The sequence below is a fragment of the Deminuibacter soli genome, assembly GCF_003412455.1.
Taxonomy (GTDB): Bacteria; Bacteroidota; Bacteroidia; order Chitinophagales; family Chitinophagaceae; genus Deminuibacter; species Deminuibacter soli.
Genome location: NZ_QTJU01000001.1, coordinates 186,954 through 204,918 on the forward strand (window position 1 = coordinate 186,954; position 17,965 = coordinate 204,918).

At 47.9% G+C, this 17,965-nt stretch carries 13 protein-coding genes; 5 read left to right on the forward strand and 8 right to left on the reverse strand.

Features of this window, described 5'->3' with window-relative positions:
* Window positions 1-4 precede the first annotated feature (4 nt).
* Window positions 5-784: an ABC transporter ATP-binding protein gene (locus DXN05_RS00685; RefSeq protein ID WP_116845293.1), complete on the reverse strand. Its 780-nt coding sequence runs from the start codon at window positions 782-784 to the stop codon at window positions 5-7.
* A gap of 185 nt (window positions 785-969) precedes the next feature.
* On the opposite strand from DXN05_RS00685, the gene DXN05_RS00690 reads away from it, so the two are divergent.
* On the forward strand, window positions 970-2,406 hold the full coding sequence (locus DXN05_RS00690) for a CehA/McbA family metallohydrolase (RefSeq protein WP_116845294.1): 1,437 nt from the start codon (window positions 970-972) through the stop codon (window positions 2,404-2,406).
* 127 nt (window positions 2,407-2,533) lie between these two features.
* Here DXN05_RS00690 and DXN05_RS00695 read toward each other — a convergent pair whose 3' ends face one another.
* From DXN05_RS00695 to DXN05_RS00705, 3 genes are all read right to left on the reverse strand, one after another.
* Window positions 2,534-3,082 carry a lysozyme inhibitor LprI family protein gene (locus DXN05_RS00695; protein WP_158559092.1) on the reverse strand — a complete coding sequence of 183 codons (549 nt, stop codon included), beginning with the start codon at window positions 3,080-3,082 and terminating at the stop codon, window positions 2,534-2,536.
* Between the two features lie 201 nt (window positions 3,083-3,283).
* Window positions 3,284-4,873 (reverse strand): sensor histidine kinase, encoded by a 1,590-nt coding sequence (locus DXN05_RS00700; RefSeq protein ID WP_116845296.1) that lies wholly within the window; start codon window positions 4,871-4,873, stop codon window positions 3,284-3,286.
* Between the two features lie 195 nt (window positions 4,874-5,068).
* Complete coding sequence (locus DXN05_RS00705; RefSeq protein WP_116845297.1) at window positions 5,069-5,713, reverse strand: 3-keto-disaccharide hydrolase; 645 nt, start codon at window positions 5,711-5,713, stop codon at window positions 5,069-5,071.
* 368 nt (window positions 5,714-6,081) lie between these two features.
* Here DXN05_RS00705 and acnA point away from each other — a divergent pair, with 368 nt between their 5' ends.
* Window positions 6,082-8,808, forward strand: a complete 2,727-nt coding sequence (acnA, locus tag DXN05_RS00710) for an aconitate hydratase AcnA (protein ID WP_116845298.1) — start codon at window positions 6,082-6,084, stop codon at window positions 8,806-8,808.
* A gap of 224 nt (window positions 8,809-9,032) precedes the next feature.
* On the opposite strand, the gene DXN05_RS00715 is transcribed toward acnA, so the two are convergent.
* Complete coding sequence (locus DXN05_RS00715; RefSeq protein ID WP_116845299.1) at window positions 9,033-9,926, reverse strand: LysR family transcriptional regulator; 894 nt, start codon at window positions 9,924-9,926, stop codon at window positions 9,033-9,035.
* Between the two features lie 314 nt (window positions 9,927-10,240).
* Between DXN05_RS00715 and DXN05_RS00720 the strand changes: the two genes are divergently transcribed.
* The 3 genes from DXN05_RS00720 to DXN05_RS00730 all read left to right on the forward strand — a co-directional run bounded on the left by DXN05_RS00720 (window position 10,241) and on the right by DXN05_RS00730 (window position 14,784).
* Entirely contained in the window at window positions 10,241-11,404 is a 1,164-nt protein-coding gene (locus DXN05_RS00720; protein WP_116845300.1) for a glycoside hydrolase family 172 protein, read from the forward strand.
* A 327-nt stretch (window positions 11,405-11,731) separates the two neighbouring features.
* Entirely contained in the window at window positions 11,732-13,186 is a 1,455-nt protein-coding gene (locus DXN05_RS00725) for a M48 family metalloprotease (protein ID WP_116845301.1), read from the forward strand.
* A gap of 26 nt (window positions 13,187-13,212) precedes the next feature.
* Entirely contained in the window at window positions 13,213-14,784 is a 1,572-nt protein-coding gene (locus DXN05_RS00730) for a DUF6770 family protein (protein ID WP_116845302.1), read from the forward strand.
* 76 nt (window positions 14,785-14,860) lie between these two features.
* Here DXN05_RS00730 and DXN05_RS00735 read toward each other — a convergent pair whose 3' ends face one another.
* From DXN05_RS00735 to DXN05_RS00745, 3 genes are read right to left on the reverse strand one after another with little or no spacing between them, the layout of a single operon-like run.
* A complete protein-coding gene (locus DXN05_RS00735; RefSeq protein WP_116845303.1) occupies window positions 14,861-15,970 on the reverse strand; it encodes a glycoside hydrolase family 76 protein in 1,110 nt (369 codons plus the stop codon).
* 14 nt (window positions 15,971-15,984) lie between these two features.
* On the reverse strand, window positions 15,985-17,103 hold the full coding sequence (locus DXN05_RS00740) for a Gfo/Idh/MocA family protein (protein WP_116845304.1): 1,119 nt from the start codon (window positions 17,101-17,103) through the stop codon (window positions 15,985-15,987).
* Between the two features lie 58 nt (window positions 17,104-17,161).
* The gene (locus DXN05_RS00745; RefSeq protein ID WP_116845305.1) at window positions 17,162-17,776 is read right to left on the reverse strand and encodes a 3-keto-disaccharide hydrolase; all 615 of its coding nucleotides are present in this window, start codon (window positions 17,774-17,776) and stop codon (window positions 17,162-17,164) included.
* Window positions 17,777-17,965: the final 189 nt, after the last annotated feature.

The window sequence follows — 17,965 nt, forward strand, 5'->3', positions numbered from 1 at the left end:
TGTTTTAGGCGCGTACAGCACGGCCGGTGAGTGCAATAAATACATCTTCCAGGGTAACCTTGCCCCTGCGCGATACGCTGATCACTTCAGGATCGTTGCGGTATTGTTCAATCAATGCCTGTGGTGTATCGATGATAATTACGCGGCCATGGTCAATAATACCAATGCGGTCGCACACAGCTTCTGCTTCTTCCATTGAATGGGTGGTGAGCAATACGCCATGTCCTTTTTCACGCAATGCTTCAATGCGCTCCCATAACTGGCGGCGCGATTGCGGATCGAGGCCGGTTGTAGGCTCATCGAGCAATACCAGGGGTGGCTGATGAATGGTGGCTATATACAGCGATACACGCTGCTGCTGACCGCCTGAAAGCTCACCGTATTTTTTGTTGCCGGAATCAACCAGGTTGATTGCTGCCAGCACATCCTGCAGTGACTGTTTGGTTACCGGCACACCATGTACACCTGCGTACAAACGGATGATCTCTGTTACCGAAAGCTCGGCCTGGAAACTGGTCGACTGCAGTTGCACCCCCACATTGGCGCGCGCTTTCAGCGGTTCGTTTTTAATGTTGTAACCGGCAACCGTAATGGTGCCCGACTGAAAATTGAGCAAACCTTCTACTGCGCTCAGCGTACTGGTTTTTCCTGCGCCGTTCGGCCCCAGCAGTCCGAATATTTCACCGGGCCTTACATCAAAAGCCACGTCGCGCACTGCATGAAAGCTGCCGTAAAAAACATTCAGGCCTTCTACCTGCAGCATATGTGTGTTACCCTCGTGCATTAGTTAAAAGTATTAAAGTTGAAAGGAAGTCGTTAAAAATACTGGATTTTAGTGACCGGCGAACGTTTCGCCGCTGTTTTTGAACCTGTTCCATTATATTACAGCCTGTAACGACATTAAAAATACTTTGCTGCATTCATAGCGCTTGCCATAACCCTAACATCAAACAGGTATAATCTGATAACATGAAAAAATCACTATGCAGCTTTGCAGGCATGCTGTTGTTTACTATCACAGCCAAAAGCCAGCAACTCCCTTCCAAACCAGTGTGGGACACGGTTATCACCGGTCATTTCAGCAAAGCCGATTACAAACAGATTACCTACCTCCCGGTTAACGTGCCGGCAGGCATCACCAGCTTTAACATGCAGGCCAGCATATCAGATTCAGTGAACAATGTACTGGACATTGGCCTGTTCGATGAAAAAGGTATTGACCTTGGTACCCCCAACGGCTTCCGTGGATGGGCAGGTGGCAAAAGCAGCAAGTCTGTTACCATCAGCACCGCCGATGCAACACCCAGCTACATACCGGGTACAGTTAACAGGGGGTTGTGGCATATTATGATTGTACCTACCACCATTAAACAGGATGGATTTGATTATACCATAAAAGTAGCACTGGGCAGCTATCCCGTTATTGCACCCGACTTTAAAGCCACACCTGCACGGGAAAGCATCAACAACCAGCCGGGCTGGTACCGCGGCGATCTGCACATGCACGATGTAAACTCTGATGGCGTATACAATCCTGCATTGCTGGTGGAGTATGCGGCTAAAGCCGGCTTGCGCTTCATGATATCGACCAATCATAATACCAATGCAGCTGCATTGAAATGGGGCAAATACGAACATAAAAATTTACTGATCATGAACGGTGAAGAAATTACACCGCATGAAGAAAACCACTGGAACGCGATTGGCGTAACACCTTACACCTGGATAGACTGGCGCTACAATGCAGCATCCGGACTGGTTGCACGCTTTCAGCAACAGGTACGTGATAGCGGCGGCCTTTGTATCATCAATCATCCTTTTTACGACAGTGATCCGGCAGTAGACACGCGTTTCCCTGCCACCGGGTTCGATGGCATTGAAGTATGGAACGGCCCCTGGGAAATAAACGATGAGTATGCTGTAGACTGGTGGGATAAAATGCTGCGGCGCAAACAAAAAATAACCGCCATCGGTGCCAGTGATACACACAACCCGGTAAGCCGCAATACCGCAGGCCACCCGCAAACCGTGGTACATGCAACAGGATTAAACCGCAAAGCTATTATCGGCGGCCTTAAAAAAGGCAGTTGTTATATTGCGGCAGACAGCAGTTATATTGCCGATTTTCAGCTGGGTTGTGAGAAACAGAAAGCAGGCATAGGTGAAACACTGCACACCGGGAAGAAGAAAAAAATCACCATACACTACAGCTTTAAACACCTTGATGGCGCTACCCTGTATTTCTACAGCAACAAGGGCCTGTTGTATGCCATTCCTAAAATCACCTCGTCCAAACCACAGCAATATATTGTTACCAATGCGCAGGAACATACTTACATACGCGCCGAAGTACGCGATCCCAACAACAAAATGCTTTTGCTAACCAACCCTGTATGGATTGATTAAGCAAAAAGTACTAAACAAAAAAGGCTATTCCGGTTACCCGGATAGCCTTTTTATTTTGCAAAAACCAGATGTCTTCAACAATAAAACCACCGCACCATACAGGCTTTCGTGTGCAGGTGCGGTGTTATTATTCAGCCTGGATGGCCCGTTGATAGTGATTAAAAATGGCAATGGTTCTGCCTTCTACAATACTGGTATATTCAGATGCATTAATCAGGCGTTGTATGGTGCCGCCGCCGGAATATTCATCTTTGGCTACGGTTGACAGCAACTGCAGCTCACTGTCGCGGTATTGCAGCCAGTTGCGCTGCGCCTGCTGCAGTATTTTCCGGTCGTCGCCTTTCAGCACATCATTGAGCTTGTGGTAATACTTATTCAGCAGGCTATCGTATAAACCTGCGCGTTCTGCCTCTACCTGGCGCATGCTGGCATCACTTTCATCAAGTTCTAGACAGGCAGCTGCCCAGCGTTCAATACGGAAGGTGTCTAACTTAAACTCAACGGAAGAAGGGTTTTCGTTGGCTTTGATAAGCTGCTGTTTAAATCCGGCAGTGAGTTTCTCTATTTTCTGGGAGATTGCTTTTTGTTGCTGGGGTGTTAAACCATCTACGGCTTGGGCATGGAGTGAAGCGCACAGGCACAGGAGTACCGCAATGAGTGTTACACATTTTTTCATAAAATATTGGTTTAGGATTGCGCAATCAAAAATGCACATCGCAATATAACTACTTCAATGCAGCAACACTATATTTTTCGGTGAATTTAACCGCTCTCTCCCCCACTTTTTGCGGTTCACCTTTTTGTGTTCCTCCATGGTAAAAAACCGCTTCAATCATTCACTATTGACTATTCACTATTCACCGGCTCTTGTCACCCACTATAAATTCACTGTAAAAAAGAACGTACTTCCCTTACCCGGTTCTGACGTGGCCCATATTTTACCTGCATGCAATGCAGCAATTTTCATACAATGCGCCAGCCCAATGCCATTGCCTTCGTACTCATCGCGCATGTGCAGGCGCTGGAACATGATAAAGATCCGTTCAATATCTTCCTGTTCTATACCAATACCATTGTCTTTCACCATAAACTGCCAGCCGCTGCCGGTTTGGTCGGCCTCGATAATCACATACGCATTATTGCCTGGTTGCTGAAACTTGATGGCATTGGTAACCAGGTTCTGGAACATAATACGCAGCTCAACCGGGTGAGCGCGCAGTGTGGGCAGGCTGCCGCTTTGTATAAACGCTTTTTTGTCTTTGATCAATGTTTTCAAATCATCCAGCACACTCATCAGCAGCTGGTAACTGTCTACCATTTGCGATTCCTGGTGTTTGCCGATGCGGCCGTGATCGAGCAGTGCCTTAATCAAATCCTGCATGCGCAGTGTGGCGGCCTGCATATAACGCAGGTAGGTATCTGCCCGGCTGTCAATTTTATCTTTGGCATGTTCGCGCAGCAGGTTGGTAAACCCGTTCAGGGTACGCAATGGCTCCTGCAAATCGTGCGATGCCACATAGGCAAACTGCTCCAGCTCCTTGTTTTTCATTTCCAGTTCCAATGCATAGGTGTTGAGCTCCCGCTGCGCACCTTCCAGTTCGTTGATCTTGGTTTCGAGCTGGCTGCTCATTTCATTGAATGATTGCGCTACCGTACCTATTTCATCACCGGAAATAACACGTGCCCTCCTGTACAGGTTGCCGCGTGCAAAATCCTTTGCCGCTTCAATAATTTCCGTCAGGCCTTTTTGAATATCGCGGTTCACCAGTATGGCCAGTGCCAGCCCTGATACTTCTACGGTAAGGGCAATAAAAAACAGGATGCGCATCACCAGGTTTTCGAGCCAGCGTGCACCCTCGGCCAATGAAAACGAAAAATCATTCTCCTGTATAGTAATCTGCTGGTTAATGGGGGTTATTTTCTCGAGTATCGCATTGATCTCGTTTTGCGGTTTACCTGCACGAACAGCTGCATGCAGTGAATCGCTGATATCTACCAGCAGGTGCAGGTATTTTTCTGCATTGCCCCATGCCGTAATGGCGCGGGCCAGGTGGCGCTCCTTGTTAAAGCGCAGGAAAAGATGCGCCATGCCATCTACATCGTCCGGGTCGTTTTTTCCCTGTATCAACCCCTCCCGTACCACGGCAAGGTCAGGATGCGGTTTCTCCATTTCAATACGCGCCTTGCCGTCGCCCATGGGAACAGACAGGTACGACTGAAACTGGCGGTAGTCGTTTTCATCATGTCCTATGCCGTATTTCAGCAATTGATACACGGCGTCTTTCTGGCCTTTTGACCAGAGCCCTTCGCCTTCTACATAAGCCCTTACCGATGACAGTGTGTGAATAGAAAAAAAGAGGGTAAAAAGTTCAATGCCTATCAGCAAGGCCATAATACCAACTGTGAAATAAAGTTTACGTGCAATGGATACGTCCCTGAACTTTTTGATCAAAGATTTTCGAGCCATGTCAGCAGTTTTAGTAATGGTCACTCCTACACTTCCCGAAATATAACACAAGTGGTATAAATATACTGGTATTTTTCACGAACTGTATAGGTTAGCAGTACCGTATTTTAACGGATAATGAAGCATTCCGGGCGCAGGTTTTACGAAATGCTTGCAGTGATGGTGTTGTAAAGATTATTGTTTAAGCATTGATTATTAATCAGCCAGCGGTTTTACATAAATATCCTTGAAATAAACAATGCTTTTGGGGTCATGGCCCTGCAGCGCAAAGGTGCCATTGGATATTATACGTCCCTTCATATCATCGGGCCGGCTTACATTCTCAGGCTCAGTGTAATCTACCACGGTTTTATCGTTGATTTTAATTACTACGTGTTTATCACGCACCAGTATGCTTTCGGTAAACCAAACGCTGTCTTTTACGTATACTTCCTTTACATCCTGCACGGCATATAAACTGCCGGTGCGGCGCCAGTCGGTATGCGAGTTGTTCACCTGCACTTCGTAACCTTTGGCAGGCCAGCCGTTTTCCTGGTAAGCGGTATGAAAATAGATGCCTGAGTTGGAGCCGGGCATGGTCATCACCCTTGCTTTAAATTCAAAGTTTTTGAAGTTGTGGTTTTCTACCGGGCCATCATAAAACAGGTGCGCGGTATTGCCATGTGCAACAATGGCTCCGTTTTGTACAGAAAAGGTAGCGGCATTATCACCAACTTTCCAGTTATTGAGCGATTTACCGTCGAACAGGGGAATCCAGTCGTGCGAAGGCAGTTGTTTAAAACCGGTACAGGCAAACAGCAATACGGCGGCAGTGATGCCGGTGAGACGGAAGTTTTTCATGTTGGAGCTTTGCGATGAAGATACACTTTTTTTACCAACGGCACAGGCCAGGGAAGCAGTACGAATGTGCTGATGCAAAGCGCTGTGTCACAACTGCGTTAACCGTATTCCCGGTACCGTTTTATTACCGCAAGCCGTGTTGATTTACCTGGTTTGCCACTGTTAAAAACGGCAATCTTATGCAGTAACCGGGGAAAACGTTGTCTATTTACACCCGGGCACTGTACTGACATAAACATTTCACCGGTTTCCCTGTTATTTTGTATTCACCGGCGGTAGCCGTGAACAAATCCTGCCGCCTTCCGGCACTACGCTGCCTGCGCACTCGCCAACAAAACAACCATTTTACTAGAATCAAATAAAAGGACATGCAGCAACGCATCGCTTCACTTAAAAAACTGGAACAGGAAGGAAAAAATATTGCTGTTCTGCCATTCTCCATCAGGATACTGCTGGAAAACGTATTACGCAATCACGACAATTTTGCCGTTACCGATGAACATGTGAACACACTGGCCAACTGGGAACCCGCAGGCACGGATAAAGACATCCCTTTTAAACCGGCCAGGGTGCTGATGCAGGATTTTACAGGCGTACCTGCCGTGGTGGATATTGCCTCTATCCGCGCGGAAGTGATCAGGCGCGGGAAAGACGGCAGCAAAATAAACCCGCTGATACCGGTAGACCTGGTGGTGGACCACTCGGTACAGGTAGACTTCTTTGGCACCGACTACTCTTACACCAAAAACGTGGCGTATGAGTACGAACGCAACAAGGAACGTTACCAGCTGCTGAAATGGGGCCAGCAGGCATTTGATAATTTTACTGTGGTGCCGCCCGGCATGGGCATTTGCCACCAGGTAAACCTGGAGTACCTGGCCAAAGGCGTGGTTGAACGCGACGGCTGGGCTTTTCCCGATTCGCTCGTTGGCACCGATTCCCACACACCCATGGTAAACGGCATTGGTGTGCTGGCCTGGGGCGTGGGCGGCATTGAAGCAGAAGCCGCACTGCTTGGTCAGCCCGTATATTTTACCTGCCCTGAAGTAATCGGTTTAAAACTCACCGGCAAACTGCAGGAAGGCATCACTGCCACAGACATGGTGCTTACCATTACCGAACTGCTGCGCAAATTTGGCGTGGTAGGCAAGTTTGTGGAAGTATTTGGCGACGGGCTCGATCACCTCACCGTGCCAGACCGCGCCACCATCTCGAACATGTCACCCGAATTCGGTTGTACCGTTACCTATTTCCCGGTTGATGCGCAAACATTGCAATACATGCGCCGCAGCAACCGCCCCGAAGCGCTGGTAAAACTGGTGGAAGAATACTATAAGGAAAACCTGTTGTGGCGCACCGGTAATGAAAACATTACCTACTCGCATGTGCTGGAACTGGATCTGTCGCAGATACAACCCGCCCTTGCAGGCCCTAAACGCCCGCAGGACCGCATTCTGGTTAAAAATGTACATCGCCAGTTTGAAGACCTGCTCGACAAGGAATTTAAACGCGTGTACACGCCTGAAAGCAAACGCCGTGATCATGCCTGGCTGTCAGAAGGCGGTTCAGGCACCACTTTCACTTACGAAGTGCAGAAACACAACGATGCGGTGGAAGTGGAGGTAGACAGCCTGCAATCTGTACGCATCAAACTCAAAAACCAGGAATATGTACTCAGTGATGGCAGCATTGTAATCGCCGCCATTACCAGCTGTACCAATACCTCTAACCCCAGTGTAATGCTGGGTGCAGGACTGCTCGCACGCAAAGCCATCAGCCGCGGCCTGGATGTAAAACCATGGGTTAAAACCAGCCTGGCACCGGGTTCAAGGGTAGTAACCGAATACCTGCAGCGCTCCGGTTTGCTGAACGACCTGGAGGCACTGCGTTTTCACATTGTTGGATACGGTTGTACTTCGTGCATCGGCAACAGCGGGCCATTGCCGCCGCATATTGCAGAAGCAGTAGACAAGGGCAAACTCATTGTGGCCTCTGTACTCTCGGGCAACCGCAATTTTGAAGCACGCGTGCACCCGCAGGTAAAAATGAACTTCCTTGCATCACCGCCCCTGGTGGTGGCTTATGCCATTGCAGGCCGCATAGATATTGACCTGTTCAGCGACCCGCTGGGTTACGACCCCAATGGTGAACCGGTTTACCTGCGCGATGTATGGCCTACCCAGGAAGAAGTAAACGATGCGGTATTCAATTCCGTTAAACAGGAAGATTTTGAACAAACGTATAAAGTGATCTTTGATGGTGATGAGCAATGGCAGGGCCTGCATGCCCCGGAAGGAAAAGATTACCGCTGGAGCAGCGATTCTTCTTACATTAAAGAAGCCTCATTCTTTAAAAACCTGCCCGATAAACCTGCACCACTCGAAGACATTCTGCAGGCACGCGTTCTGCTGAAGCTCGGCGATTCCATCACCACCGACCATATTTCACCCGCAGGCTCGTTTAAACCCGATACACCTGCCGGCAAATACCTGCTCGACCGCGGTATCGACCCTAAAATGTTTAACTCCTACGGCTCACGCAGGGGCAATGAGGATGTGATGATACGCGGCACTTTTGCCAATGTGCGTATTAAAAACCAGCTGTCACCCAAAGAGGGTGGGTTTACCACGATGATACCTACCGGCACTGTGTTACCTATTTATGATGCAGCCATACAGTATGCACAGGCTAAAACACCGCTCGTTATTCTTGCAGGTAAAGAATACGGCAGTGGCTCATCGCGCGACTGGGCTGCGAAAGGTACCAACCTGCTGGGCGTAAAAGCGGTTATTGCAGAAAGCTACGAACGCATTCACCGCAGTAACCTGGTGGGCATGGGTGTGCTTCCGCTGGAATACATCAATGGAGAAAATGCCGCGTCACTGGGCTTAACCGGTCATGAAGCATTTACCATCACGGGTATTAAGGAAGGGCTTGCCACCGGCAAAATACTCAAAGTAGTAGCCCAGCCCGAAACAGGTGACGCCATTACTTTCGACGTTAAAACCCGCATCGATGCAGCCATCGAAATCAAGTACTACGAAAACGGCGGCATCCTGCAATACGTGCTGCGCGATTTCCTGGCGAAAGCGTAGAGCGCCGATGGTTGAATGGTTATATTGTTGGATGGTTATTACAGCCCTAGCGCAATCCAGCCATTCAACCATTGCTTTTGAACTACCTGGTCTTGTTTAGTCAAACGCTTCGTTTATGCCTTTGCGGCCTTGCCCCCTTGCGATCTTTGCGTGAAATAAAGACATTGTTTACCTGATGGTCAGATTATTAAATGCTCATTGCAACCATAAAACAATTAAACCATTCAACCATTGTAATGAGATGCGAATTTCATAAACAGCTCCGGCAGGGCTTCTGACTGCCCCTGCATGCGGGCGAAGTAAAAATTGCGTTCTATTTGTAGTCCCTTTACAGGCACAATGCGACATTCCTTGTTTTGTAATTCCTTCAGCACTGCGTGCACAGATAAAAACGCCATACACGGTGCACTCAGCAGGTAAGCTTTAATAATCTCGGTACTGTTCAGCTGCATTTCCGTTTGCAGTTGCGACACCTTAATACCAATCTGTTTCAGTGCATGTTCCAGCACCTCCTGTGTGCCCGAGCCTGGCTCGCGCAGCAGCAGGGGAACCTGTTTCAGTTCTTCAGGCTTCAGGTAATCTTTTTTGGCCCAGGGATGCTGTATGTTACTGACCAGTACAATTTCATCTTTCAGAAACTCGGTGTAGCGGATATTCTGATTACGCGAGCGACCTTCCACCACAGCGAGATCAATGGATTTTTGTTCCAGCGCCTGCTCCATGTGCTGGGTATTGCCACTGGTAAGATTCACTTTTATGGCAGGATATTTACGGTGAAACGCAGCAAGAATGGGCGGCAATATGTAAGGCGCAATGGTCATACTTGCGCCGAGCTGCAATTTGCCATTGTGTTGTTTTACCAGGTCGCCCATATCAAACTCGATGTTGCGGTACACGGCAAACAACTGCTCGGTATGCTGCAGCAGCACTTCTCCGGCAGAAGTAAGCCGGATGCGCGTGCCATTACGGTCGAACAACTTCACTTTGAAATGGCTTTCCAGTTCATGAATATGTTTGGTTACCGCAGGCTGCGTAATAAACAGCTCCTCGGCCGCCTTGGTAAAATTCAGCCGCAGCGCCACCGTACGAAAAACCTGTAATCTGAAATCAAATAACATCTCCTAAAGTAACAAAAAAGCAGTGAACCCGGAATAGCTTATAGTTGCAAGCTTGTTTGGCATTAAGCCAGCGGCAGTATTTCCTACTCAATCATCTTTACTGCTGCCCCTGCATACCGTTGGCTAAGCCCCTCAGCGTGTGCCGTTGGCTGTGTCCCCACAGCCAACCAACCTTCGCTTCATTCATCGGGCCGCTTAATCCGACTGTCGATGTCCCGATTCTCGAAAATTGGTACTCGCTAAGTTCACTCACAATTGACGGCTGCCGATTTCTTCCTACATTTATCCTGCTTCCCTCATGTAAACAAAAACCTATGCAACCAAAACTGCTTGCCACCCTTTGCTGCACACTGCTGCTCTCCACCACCTTTGCACAACAGCACTTCAATGGAATCGACGTAAACATGGGCAACCTGTACCGATTGTCCAACGCACAAAGCCGCTCCATCAGCCCCGAGAATTTCAACGGTGAAAAAGGTAAAGGCGGTATGGCCACTACCGGCACAGGCGCCAATGCCGCCCGCGACCTGGGACAGGGCTGGAAAATCAGTCCGAGTGTGGTAATTAAGTCCAGGCAAACCTATACCATCGCTGATATCAGCGGCCCCGGCTCAGTGCAGCATATCTGGATGACGCCTACAGGTAACTGGCGCAATACCATTCTGCGTTTTTACTGGGACGATGAAACCACGCCTTCAGTAGAAGCACCCGTGGGTGATTTCTTCTGTATGGGTTGGTTAAAGTATGCACCATTGCAGTCACTGGCAGTAGCGGTAAATCCCGGCAGTGCATTTAATTGCTACTGGCCTATGCCCTTCCGTAAAAAATGCCGTATTACCATGGAGAACATGGACGACAAAGACATGGTATTGTATTACCAGGTAGATTATGTGCTTACCGAAGTACCGGATGATGCCGCTTATTTTCATGCACAGTTCAGGCGGCAGAACCCGCTGCCATATAAAGCCAATTACACACTGGTAGACAGCATCACCGGCCGCGGCCATTATGTAGGCACGTACCTGGCCTATGGCGTGCACAGCAATGGCTGGTGGGGAGAAGGCGAGATAAAGTTTTTCATGGATGGCGATCAGCAGTTCCCTACCATTGCAGGCACAGGAACAGAAGATTATTTCTGCGGATCGTATGATTTTGATACGCGCCAGAAAAACGCTGCAGGCATTGAAACAACAGCGTATACACCCTTCTGTAGTCCTTACAGCGGCATGCACCAGGTAATAAAAGGCGACGGGCATTACGACGTAATGCAACGCTTCGGACTATACCGCTGGCACATCACCGATCCCATCCGTTTCAGCAGCAATTTAAAAGTAACCATACAAGCCCTGGGCTGGCGTCATGATGGCCGTTATCTTCCTTTGCAGGATGATATTGCTTCTGTTGCCTACTGGTACCAGACCGAACCGCATCACTCCTTCCCTGCCCTACCTTCAAACGACGCAAGGGAAGTCAATTAGGATGGCTAAAGGGTTGAATGGTCGATCCTTGCCATCCAATTCGCTAAGATAGTCTCGACTGTCGATTCTCGATTGTCGATGTATTCAGACTGTTGATTCAATGTCGTTTAGTTAACGGTTTCTTTGTGAACTTTGCGGCTTTTCCCTTTGCGCTCTTTGCGGTTAAAAATATCAAATATGCTTAACTAAACGATATTGACTGCCGATTCACACAACCTCTCCGTTTTTTAACGGGCCACAATCAAATTAATGTAAAACCATTTATATTGCGGCCCGCTACGCTTCAAAAGCAGGCACAACCCTTAATTTTCAACCAAACCCTTCTATATGCACAGGCACAGAACCTGGCTGCTGTTTATTGTATGCTGTATAGGCAGCATGGCTAAAGCCCAGAACAATTCGCTGTATACCTACCAGCAACTATCCAAACAATTTTATGCTAAACAAACTGATTCCCTGAAGAAGGCAATGGAATGCCCGCCTGTGTTCAGCATCAGGGAAACACAGCGCAAATTCAGGGAAATCTGGGATGAACAAACGACCTTCTTCATCAATGCCGTCAACGAAAACAACTATGTACACGACAATGAGGTGTTTGCCTATGTGCAACAAATCGTTGACCAGCTGGTTGCCGGTAACAAAGAACGTTTTACTGCCAAACCCATGTTGTTTGTTGATCGCAGCCCATCGGTAAATGCCTATGCCATTGGTCATAACATAATTGCCGTAAACCTCGGCATTATTGCATTTGCAAAGTCGCGCGAAGAACTGGCCCTGGCAGTGGCGCACGAACTGTCGCACAACCTGCTGAACCATGCAGACAATGCAATTAAGCAGCGTGCCGAATGGATTACCTCCGACGAGTACAAGAAATCGATGAACGAGGTACTCGATTCAAAATACGAGCGCCTTACCCGTTTGCGGAAAGTACTGGAAAACTATTCATTCAGCAGGAGCAAACACCAGCGTTACCACGAAAGTGATGCAGATTCACTCGCCGTGCTGCTGCTGCAGAAAAGCAACATCGCTTTTAACGCCAACTTCTTCCTGCACCTCGACAGTGCCGACAGCAAGTACAAGCAAGCTTTACGTACACCCGTAAAAACGTATTTTGATGCCTACCAGCTCGGTTTTGAAGAAGCATGGACACAAAAACGCGGCCGCGGCCTCTCTGCCAGGAACTACAGTTTTAAAGACACGTCTTCGCTTGACGATTCGCTGAAAACACACCCGGATTGTGTAAAACGCTATCAACAAACGCTGGCACTTACACAAACCAACGCTGTACTAACACCCATACCAGCCGCCATTCATGCCAAGGCAAACAAAATGCTGCTGTGGACTATTTACGACAATGGCGCCTTAACCGCCTGCCTCTACCGCATACTACTGGAAAAAGACAACGGCACTGCCGATACCTGGTACGACTTTATGCTGAACAATGTATTTGCCGGCCTGTACTATGCCGATAGGGAACTGCACCGTTTTAATGCCATTGGCATAACCCCGAAAGAGTACATATCAAAAGACTATTATGCGTTACAAACAGCATTGGAACAAATGCCACGCGAAAGCCTTGAGCAATACTGCAAAACACTGAACAGCGCGGGCTTCTGGCAGCAGGCTGCTCCAGACGAGAAGGCGTTTAAAAACTTCCTGTCTACGCTGGCCCTCGATCCTGACGACAGTGGCAAACACAAAGCGGAAGCTGCGAAAACCTTTAAAGATAGCTACCAGGGAAGCATGTATTACGAGCTGGCCAGCGGTTTTGAGCAACACTAATCAACCAACAACCCAACTAATAAAAAATGAAGAAAATTGTATTGGCAGCAGCATTATTGTTAAGCCTACCATTATTTACACCTGCGCAGAAAAAAGTATTCAAAGAAGTAAGTGACGGCATGTCCTCTACCACCATGCCCATTATGCAGGGCAAATCACTGGTAGGTTATCTTGCTTTCACTAAACTTGAAAAGATAAATGCAGATTCATTCCATTATAAAATCAATATAATGGATGAAAACCTGAATGATATTGGCACCGTGCTTTTTAGTGAAAAGAAATTGTTCCTGCAAAGCGTAGCGATTGAACAGGATGTACTTTGCCTCGGTTATCTGCAGAGTAACCTCATCGAATCAGATTATTCCCGCAGGGAGTACCGCAAGAAAAAGGATACGGAAGACGAAAATGTACTTACACAATTTGTTGATTTAAGCGGGAAGATTATTGCAACTAACCGCATCAAGGTTGAAATAGAACATACGCCTCCAATGATAGACGCGCAACACCGCGGACCCGTTAAATTGAAACGCGAGATTGAGCTTCATAACATCTCACAAAAAGGCTTTGCGCTTTTCTACAGCGATGAACGCAACGCCAGCCTGGTAACCTATAACACCAGGGGCGAACAAACCTGGCACACCTCCTTTTTGCCTGAAATTTACAGCCATATGCTTGTTTGCGGTTACGCAGTGTACTTTCTTAAATGGAACACTGATAACCAAACGCCTTATGAAGGTGGCTATGAATTATTCGGCTACAACACGCTCAATAACACCAAGCTGCCCGGGATGAAGCTGAATGACGACCAGGGTAACGCATTAAAAGTATTGGCCTTTGATGTTGACCCCGGCACAGGCCGCCCATACATTGCAGGCAATATTATTAATAAGCGCTACTCCCAATTCTGGTTTACCGGCAAGGGCATTATCAAAGGCATGTACTCAGGTGTATTCACTATTTACATCGACGGGCCTTCAAAAAGTGACATTCACGAACAATACACCTACTGGAACGGCATGGAGCATCCGTTGATACCCGGCATATCGAGGAAAGGCTATTTTGAAGACGCAGAAACCTATGCCAGGATGAGCAGTGCTTTTCGCGATTACGATGGCAATACCTATTTTGCTGCATCTGGCATGGTAAAAAGCCCGCGGTGGGGTTGTATTGCTTCGTCTATCATTACTGCACCGCTTATCCTTCCGCCGCTGATCATTCTTAACACAGGAACAGAAAAAACAAAATTTACAGACGGTCTGCTGCTGAAACTTGATAAAGAAGGAAAATTATCAATTGTCACCACCTTTCCGGGCTATCATACAGGCTATCGACCCGCACGTATGTTTTATTCAGAATATTCTTATATCCGGAAATTTAATACCGTAGCTGATGCCGATACCAAAACAACTTACCTAATTGACTATGATAAAAAGAAGATTCTTATTTACAACGTGGCGCAAAACAAGGTAGTACGTACCATTCAGAGAAAAGACGGTGACATAACCACTACCGTTTACCCTGCAAAAGAGGGCCATATTATGGTGTCGGAATACAATGAAAAAGAAAAATCGACCACTGTTTCCATTGAATCGCTGTAACAAAACCGCCTGTATTAGCAAAAAGGTCTTCCCGCATGGGAAGACCTTTTCTTTTATCCTTGAATGATAACGGCAATTACTTAGCCAACTGCGGTTCCAGCCGCGCCATACGCAGCGCTATTTCCAGCAAACCGCCCTGATCCAGCAGCAGCTTTTCTTTTTTGGTTCCGGCCAGTTTGTGCTCGTCAGTTTGTTTGGCCCAGGCGTTTTGCAGGTACTGCTGAAACGATTGCAGGTAAAGCGGGTTATGGTCTGCTTTAAACAGCTCTTCGTAGCCCCGCAGCAATACTGCATTAAACCAGTAATTGGATGGATACAGCCCCTCTTTATAAAACTGGTGATAGGCTGCAGCCGCCATTTGCTGTGCCTGCTGCAGGTATTTTTTGTCGGCAGTTATTTCGTACAGCAGCACGGCACTTTGCAGCATGGTGCCGCTGTTGTAGGTGTAAAACTGTTTGGCAATGGTTTTGGCAGGCAGCCTGATATTGTCGTAAAACAAGCCTTCCGGGCTCATCAATGTAGCCACAGCCCAGTTGTACAGGGAAAGTCCTGTGTGCAGGTAAGCCGTATCCTTCGTGCTCCTGTACAGCTGCAGCGCGAGCACTGCACCCGGACCATTAGAACAGGTGTTCTTAGTGGTTTTGTCTCCTTCTTTCCAGTACAAGCCACCGCCCGAAACAGTATCATAGCCTGTCATCATAAAGCGGTAGATGACCTGCGCTGCAGACAGCCATTGCTTGTTGTGTGTACGCTGGTAAGCATCAATAAAAGAGATGCCTAGCCACTGGTTATCATCATAAAAACGGTCGTCGCCGCCTTCCTTAATTACATACGCCTCGTAACCCGGCACAGGCGGTTTGTTACCGTAATACTGTTTTACAGCCAGCATGATCTTTTGCATGGCAGCATCTTTCGGGTATAGCGCTTCCCACTCATTGGCAGCCTGCAGCAGTGCGCAAAGCGGCCATAGGTAACTGTGCGGTTTATCGCCCTGGTAATGCTGTTCCTTTTCAGTGAACAGCTGGTTGGCGCTGTCGTAATAATAGTGAAACACATTACTGTTCATCTGCCGGGCAATATCTTTTGCTGTAACAGATTGGGTTTTCGCAGCAGTGCTTAACAACAGTAAAATAAAAACACTCGCAGCCTTTTGGCGCAGATTAATAAAGTAAATACGCATGAGCATACAATAAATAAAGTTTATACCAGGTTTACAGGCACTTTTTTGCCTGTTTGTGTTGCAAGATAAATGGCATCGATGATTTTAAGGTCTTTCACAGCTTCTTCGCCGTTCACGGGTACAACCGGCTGTTTTCCTTCGAGAATAATACCGGCCATCTCTTCCATTTGCACGGTTTGGTGGGTAACCACCGGCTGGTTGATCTCGCCTTTGTGTGTGCGCCCCTGTATGGGACCGTAATTGGTTGCAGGAAACAGTTCTGCATAACCCCGCGTGCCGTTCAGGAAAAAACGGTCCAGGTTATTCATGCTGTATGTACTAAGGCAGGAGGCCACTGCACCACTGGGAAAGCCGAGCTGAAACTGGATGGTTTCATCTACCCCTTCTTTGAACTTCTGTGGGTCTGTTTTGGTTTCTTCTGCAGTAACCCACACAGGGTCTTCACCCGTCATATAGCGCGAACCATTGATGGAATAAATGCCGATATCCATTAAAGACCCACCACCAGCCAGCTGTTTGTTTAAACGCCATTGCGTGGGGTCGCCGATGGCAAAACCAGACAGTCCCTGGAAAAACAGGATTTGCCCAAACTCACCGGCCTTGCGCATGCGGATAATCTCCAGCGTGTGCGGTTCAAAATGCATGCGGTACCCCACCAGCAAATGCACATTCGCTTTTTTACAGGCAGCCACCATTTCTTCTCCTTCTTTGGCATTCAGCGCCATGGGCTTTTCGCAAATCACGTGTTTACCGGCCTGCGCTACACGTATTACCTGGTCGTGATGCAGGGCATTGGGCGTAATCACATACACAGCATCAATATCAGGATTGTCTTTTATCTTATCGAAGTTGTCGTAGTTGTAACAGTTTTTTTCAGGGATATTGTATTTGGCGCGCCATGCAGTTACTTTGGAAGGCGTGCCGCTGATAACACCTACCAGCTTTGCTTTTTTGCAGGCCTGCATGGCTTCAGCCACACGGGTGCCGTAACCGCCCAATCCCATAATAGCCACGCGCAGCAAAGGGCCGTCATAGGCTTGTTCAGCCGCACCGGCGCAGGATGGTGCAACTGCTGTTAATAGGGAAAAGGCCATGGTAGAACCAGCCAGCTTTTGTAAAAAATCACGACGTGTGTTCATATCAAACCATTTTATGTTAAGTGTTTAATGTGCGGATTATGTAAGTGCTTACACATTATTACAGCGGTGTAACCATAATGTTGCGCCAGCGCACTTTAATGCCGCCGCCTGCATGTATTTGTAAAGCCAGCTGGCCATCTGCAGCGCCAATTTTAGCATCGTTCAATTGAATCATTTCATGACCATTGAGCCAGGTGGTAACCGAATCGCCCTGCACACGCACTTTCATGGTGTTCCATTCGCCCATTTTCAGGTATTGCTCTTTTTCAGGTGCAGGTTGTATCAGCCAGCCACGGCCATACGATTCATAGATGCCGCCGGTATGCAAACCCGGAGGCGCTACCTCTGCCTGCCAGCCCGTAATTTTGGTGCCTTCTATCGAAGAATGAAAAAACACACCGCTGTTGCCATTGGCTTCCTGCTTAAACTCGAGTGTTAATTCAAAATTTTTGAACGACTGGTTGGTACCGAGGTACCCGTATTCCTTATCCGGCCCGCTTTCACACACCAGCTCACCCTGATCGGCATACCATTTTTCGGTGCCGTAAATCTTCCAGCCATCAAGATTTTTACCATTAAACAGTGATTGGGACTGAGCAAAACCGGCAGTGGCAGCCAGTACAAAACAACCGGCCAGTAGCAGCCGTTGAAGCAGTTGCGGGATCAATTTCATAGATGCATCTTTTACGTGTAGCCGTAAGTTAACCGCAAAAATGCAACTACAGGCTGCTAAAATTTATTCAGCAACGAAAAAACGGCGGCAAAAGCAGCTGCAAGTCCGGATGAATCAAACGTTAAAATTGCCGGTAAACCAGCTGTACCGGGGTAAACGGTTGTTTATTCCTGTATCTTTTCGCACCAA

Excerpts from the sequence above, each read along its gene's own strand:
- DXN05_RS00685 (WP_116845293.1), bottom strand. The coding sequence starts at position 784 with ATGCACGAGGGTAACACACATATGCTGCAGGTAGAAGGCCTGAATGTT.
- DXN05_RS00690 (WP_116845294.1), top strand. The coding sequence starts at position 970 with ATGAAAAAATCACTATGCAGCTTTGCAGGCATGCTGTTGTTTACTATC.
- DXN05_RS00695 (WP_158559092.1), bottom strand. The coding sequence starts at position 3,082 with ATGAAAAAATGTGTAACACTCATTGCGGTACTCCTGTGCCTGTGCGCT.
- DXN05_RS00700 (WP_116845296.1), bottom strand. The coding sequence starts at position 4,873 with ATGGCTCGAAAATCTTTGATCAAAAAGTTCAGGGACGTATCCATTGCA.
- DXN05_RS00705 (WP_116845297.1), bottom strand. The coding sequence starts at position 5,713 with ATGAAAAACTTCCGTCTCACCGGCATCACTGCCGCCGTATTGCTGTTT.
- acnA (WP_116845298.1), top strand. The coding sequence starts at position 6,082 with ATGCAGCAACGCATCGCTTCACTTAAAAAACTGGAACAGGAAGGAAAA.
- DXN05_RS00715 (WP_116845299.1), bottom strand. The coding sequence starts at position 9,926 with ATGTTATTTGATTTCAGATTACAGGTTTTTCGTACGGTGGCGCTGCGG.
- DXN05_RS00720 (WP_116845300.1), top strand. The coding sequence starts at position 10,241 with ATGCAACCAAAACTGCTTGCCACCCTTTGCTGCACACTGCTGCTCTCC.
- DXN05_RS00725 (WP_116845301.1), top strand. The coding sequence starts at position 11,732 with ATGCACAGGCACAGAACCTGGCTGCTGTTTATTGTATGCTGTATAGGC.
- DXN05_RS00730 (WP_116845302.1), top strand. The coding sequence starts at position 13,213 with ATGAAGAAAATTGTATTGGCAGCAGCATTATTGTTAAGCCTACCATTA.
- DXN05_RS00735 (WP_116845303.1), bottom strand. The coding sequence starts at position 15,970 with ATGCTCATGCGTATTTACTTTATTAATCTGCGCCAAAAGGCTGCGAGT.
- DXN05_RS00740 (WP_116845304.1), bottom strand. The coding sequence starts at position 17,103 with ATGAACACACGTCGTGATTTTTTACAAAAGCTGGCTGGTTCTACCATG.
- DXN05_RS00745 (WP_116845305.1), bottom strand. The coding sequence starts at position 17,776 with ATGAAATTGATCCCGCAACTGCTTCAACGGCTGCTACTGGCCGGTTGT.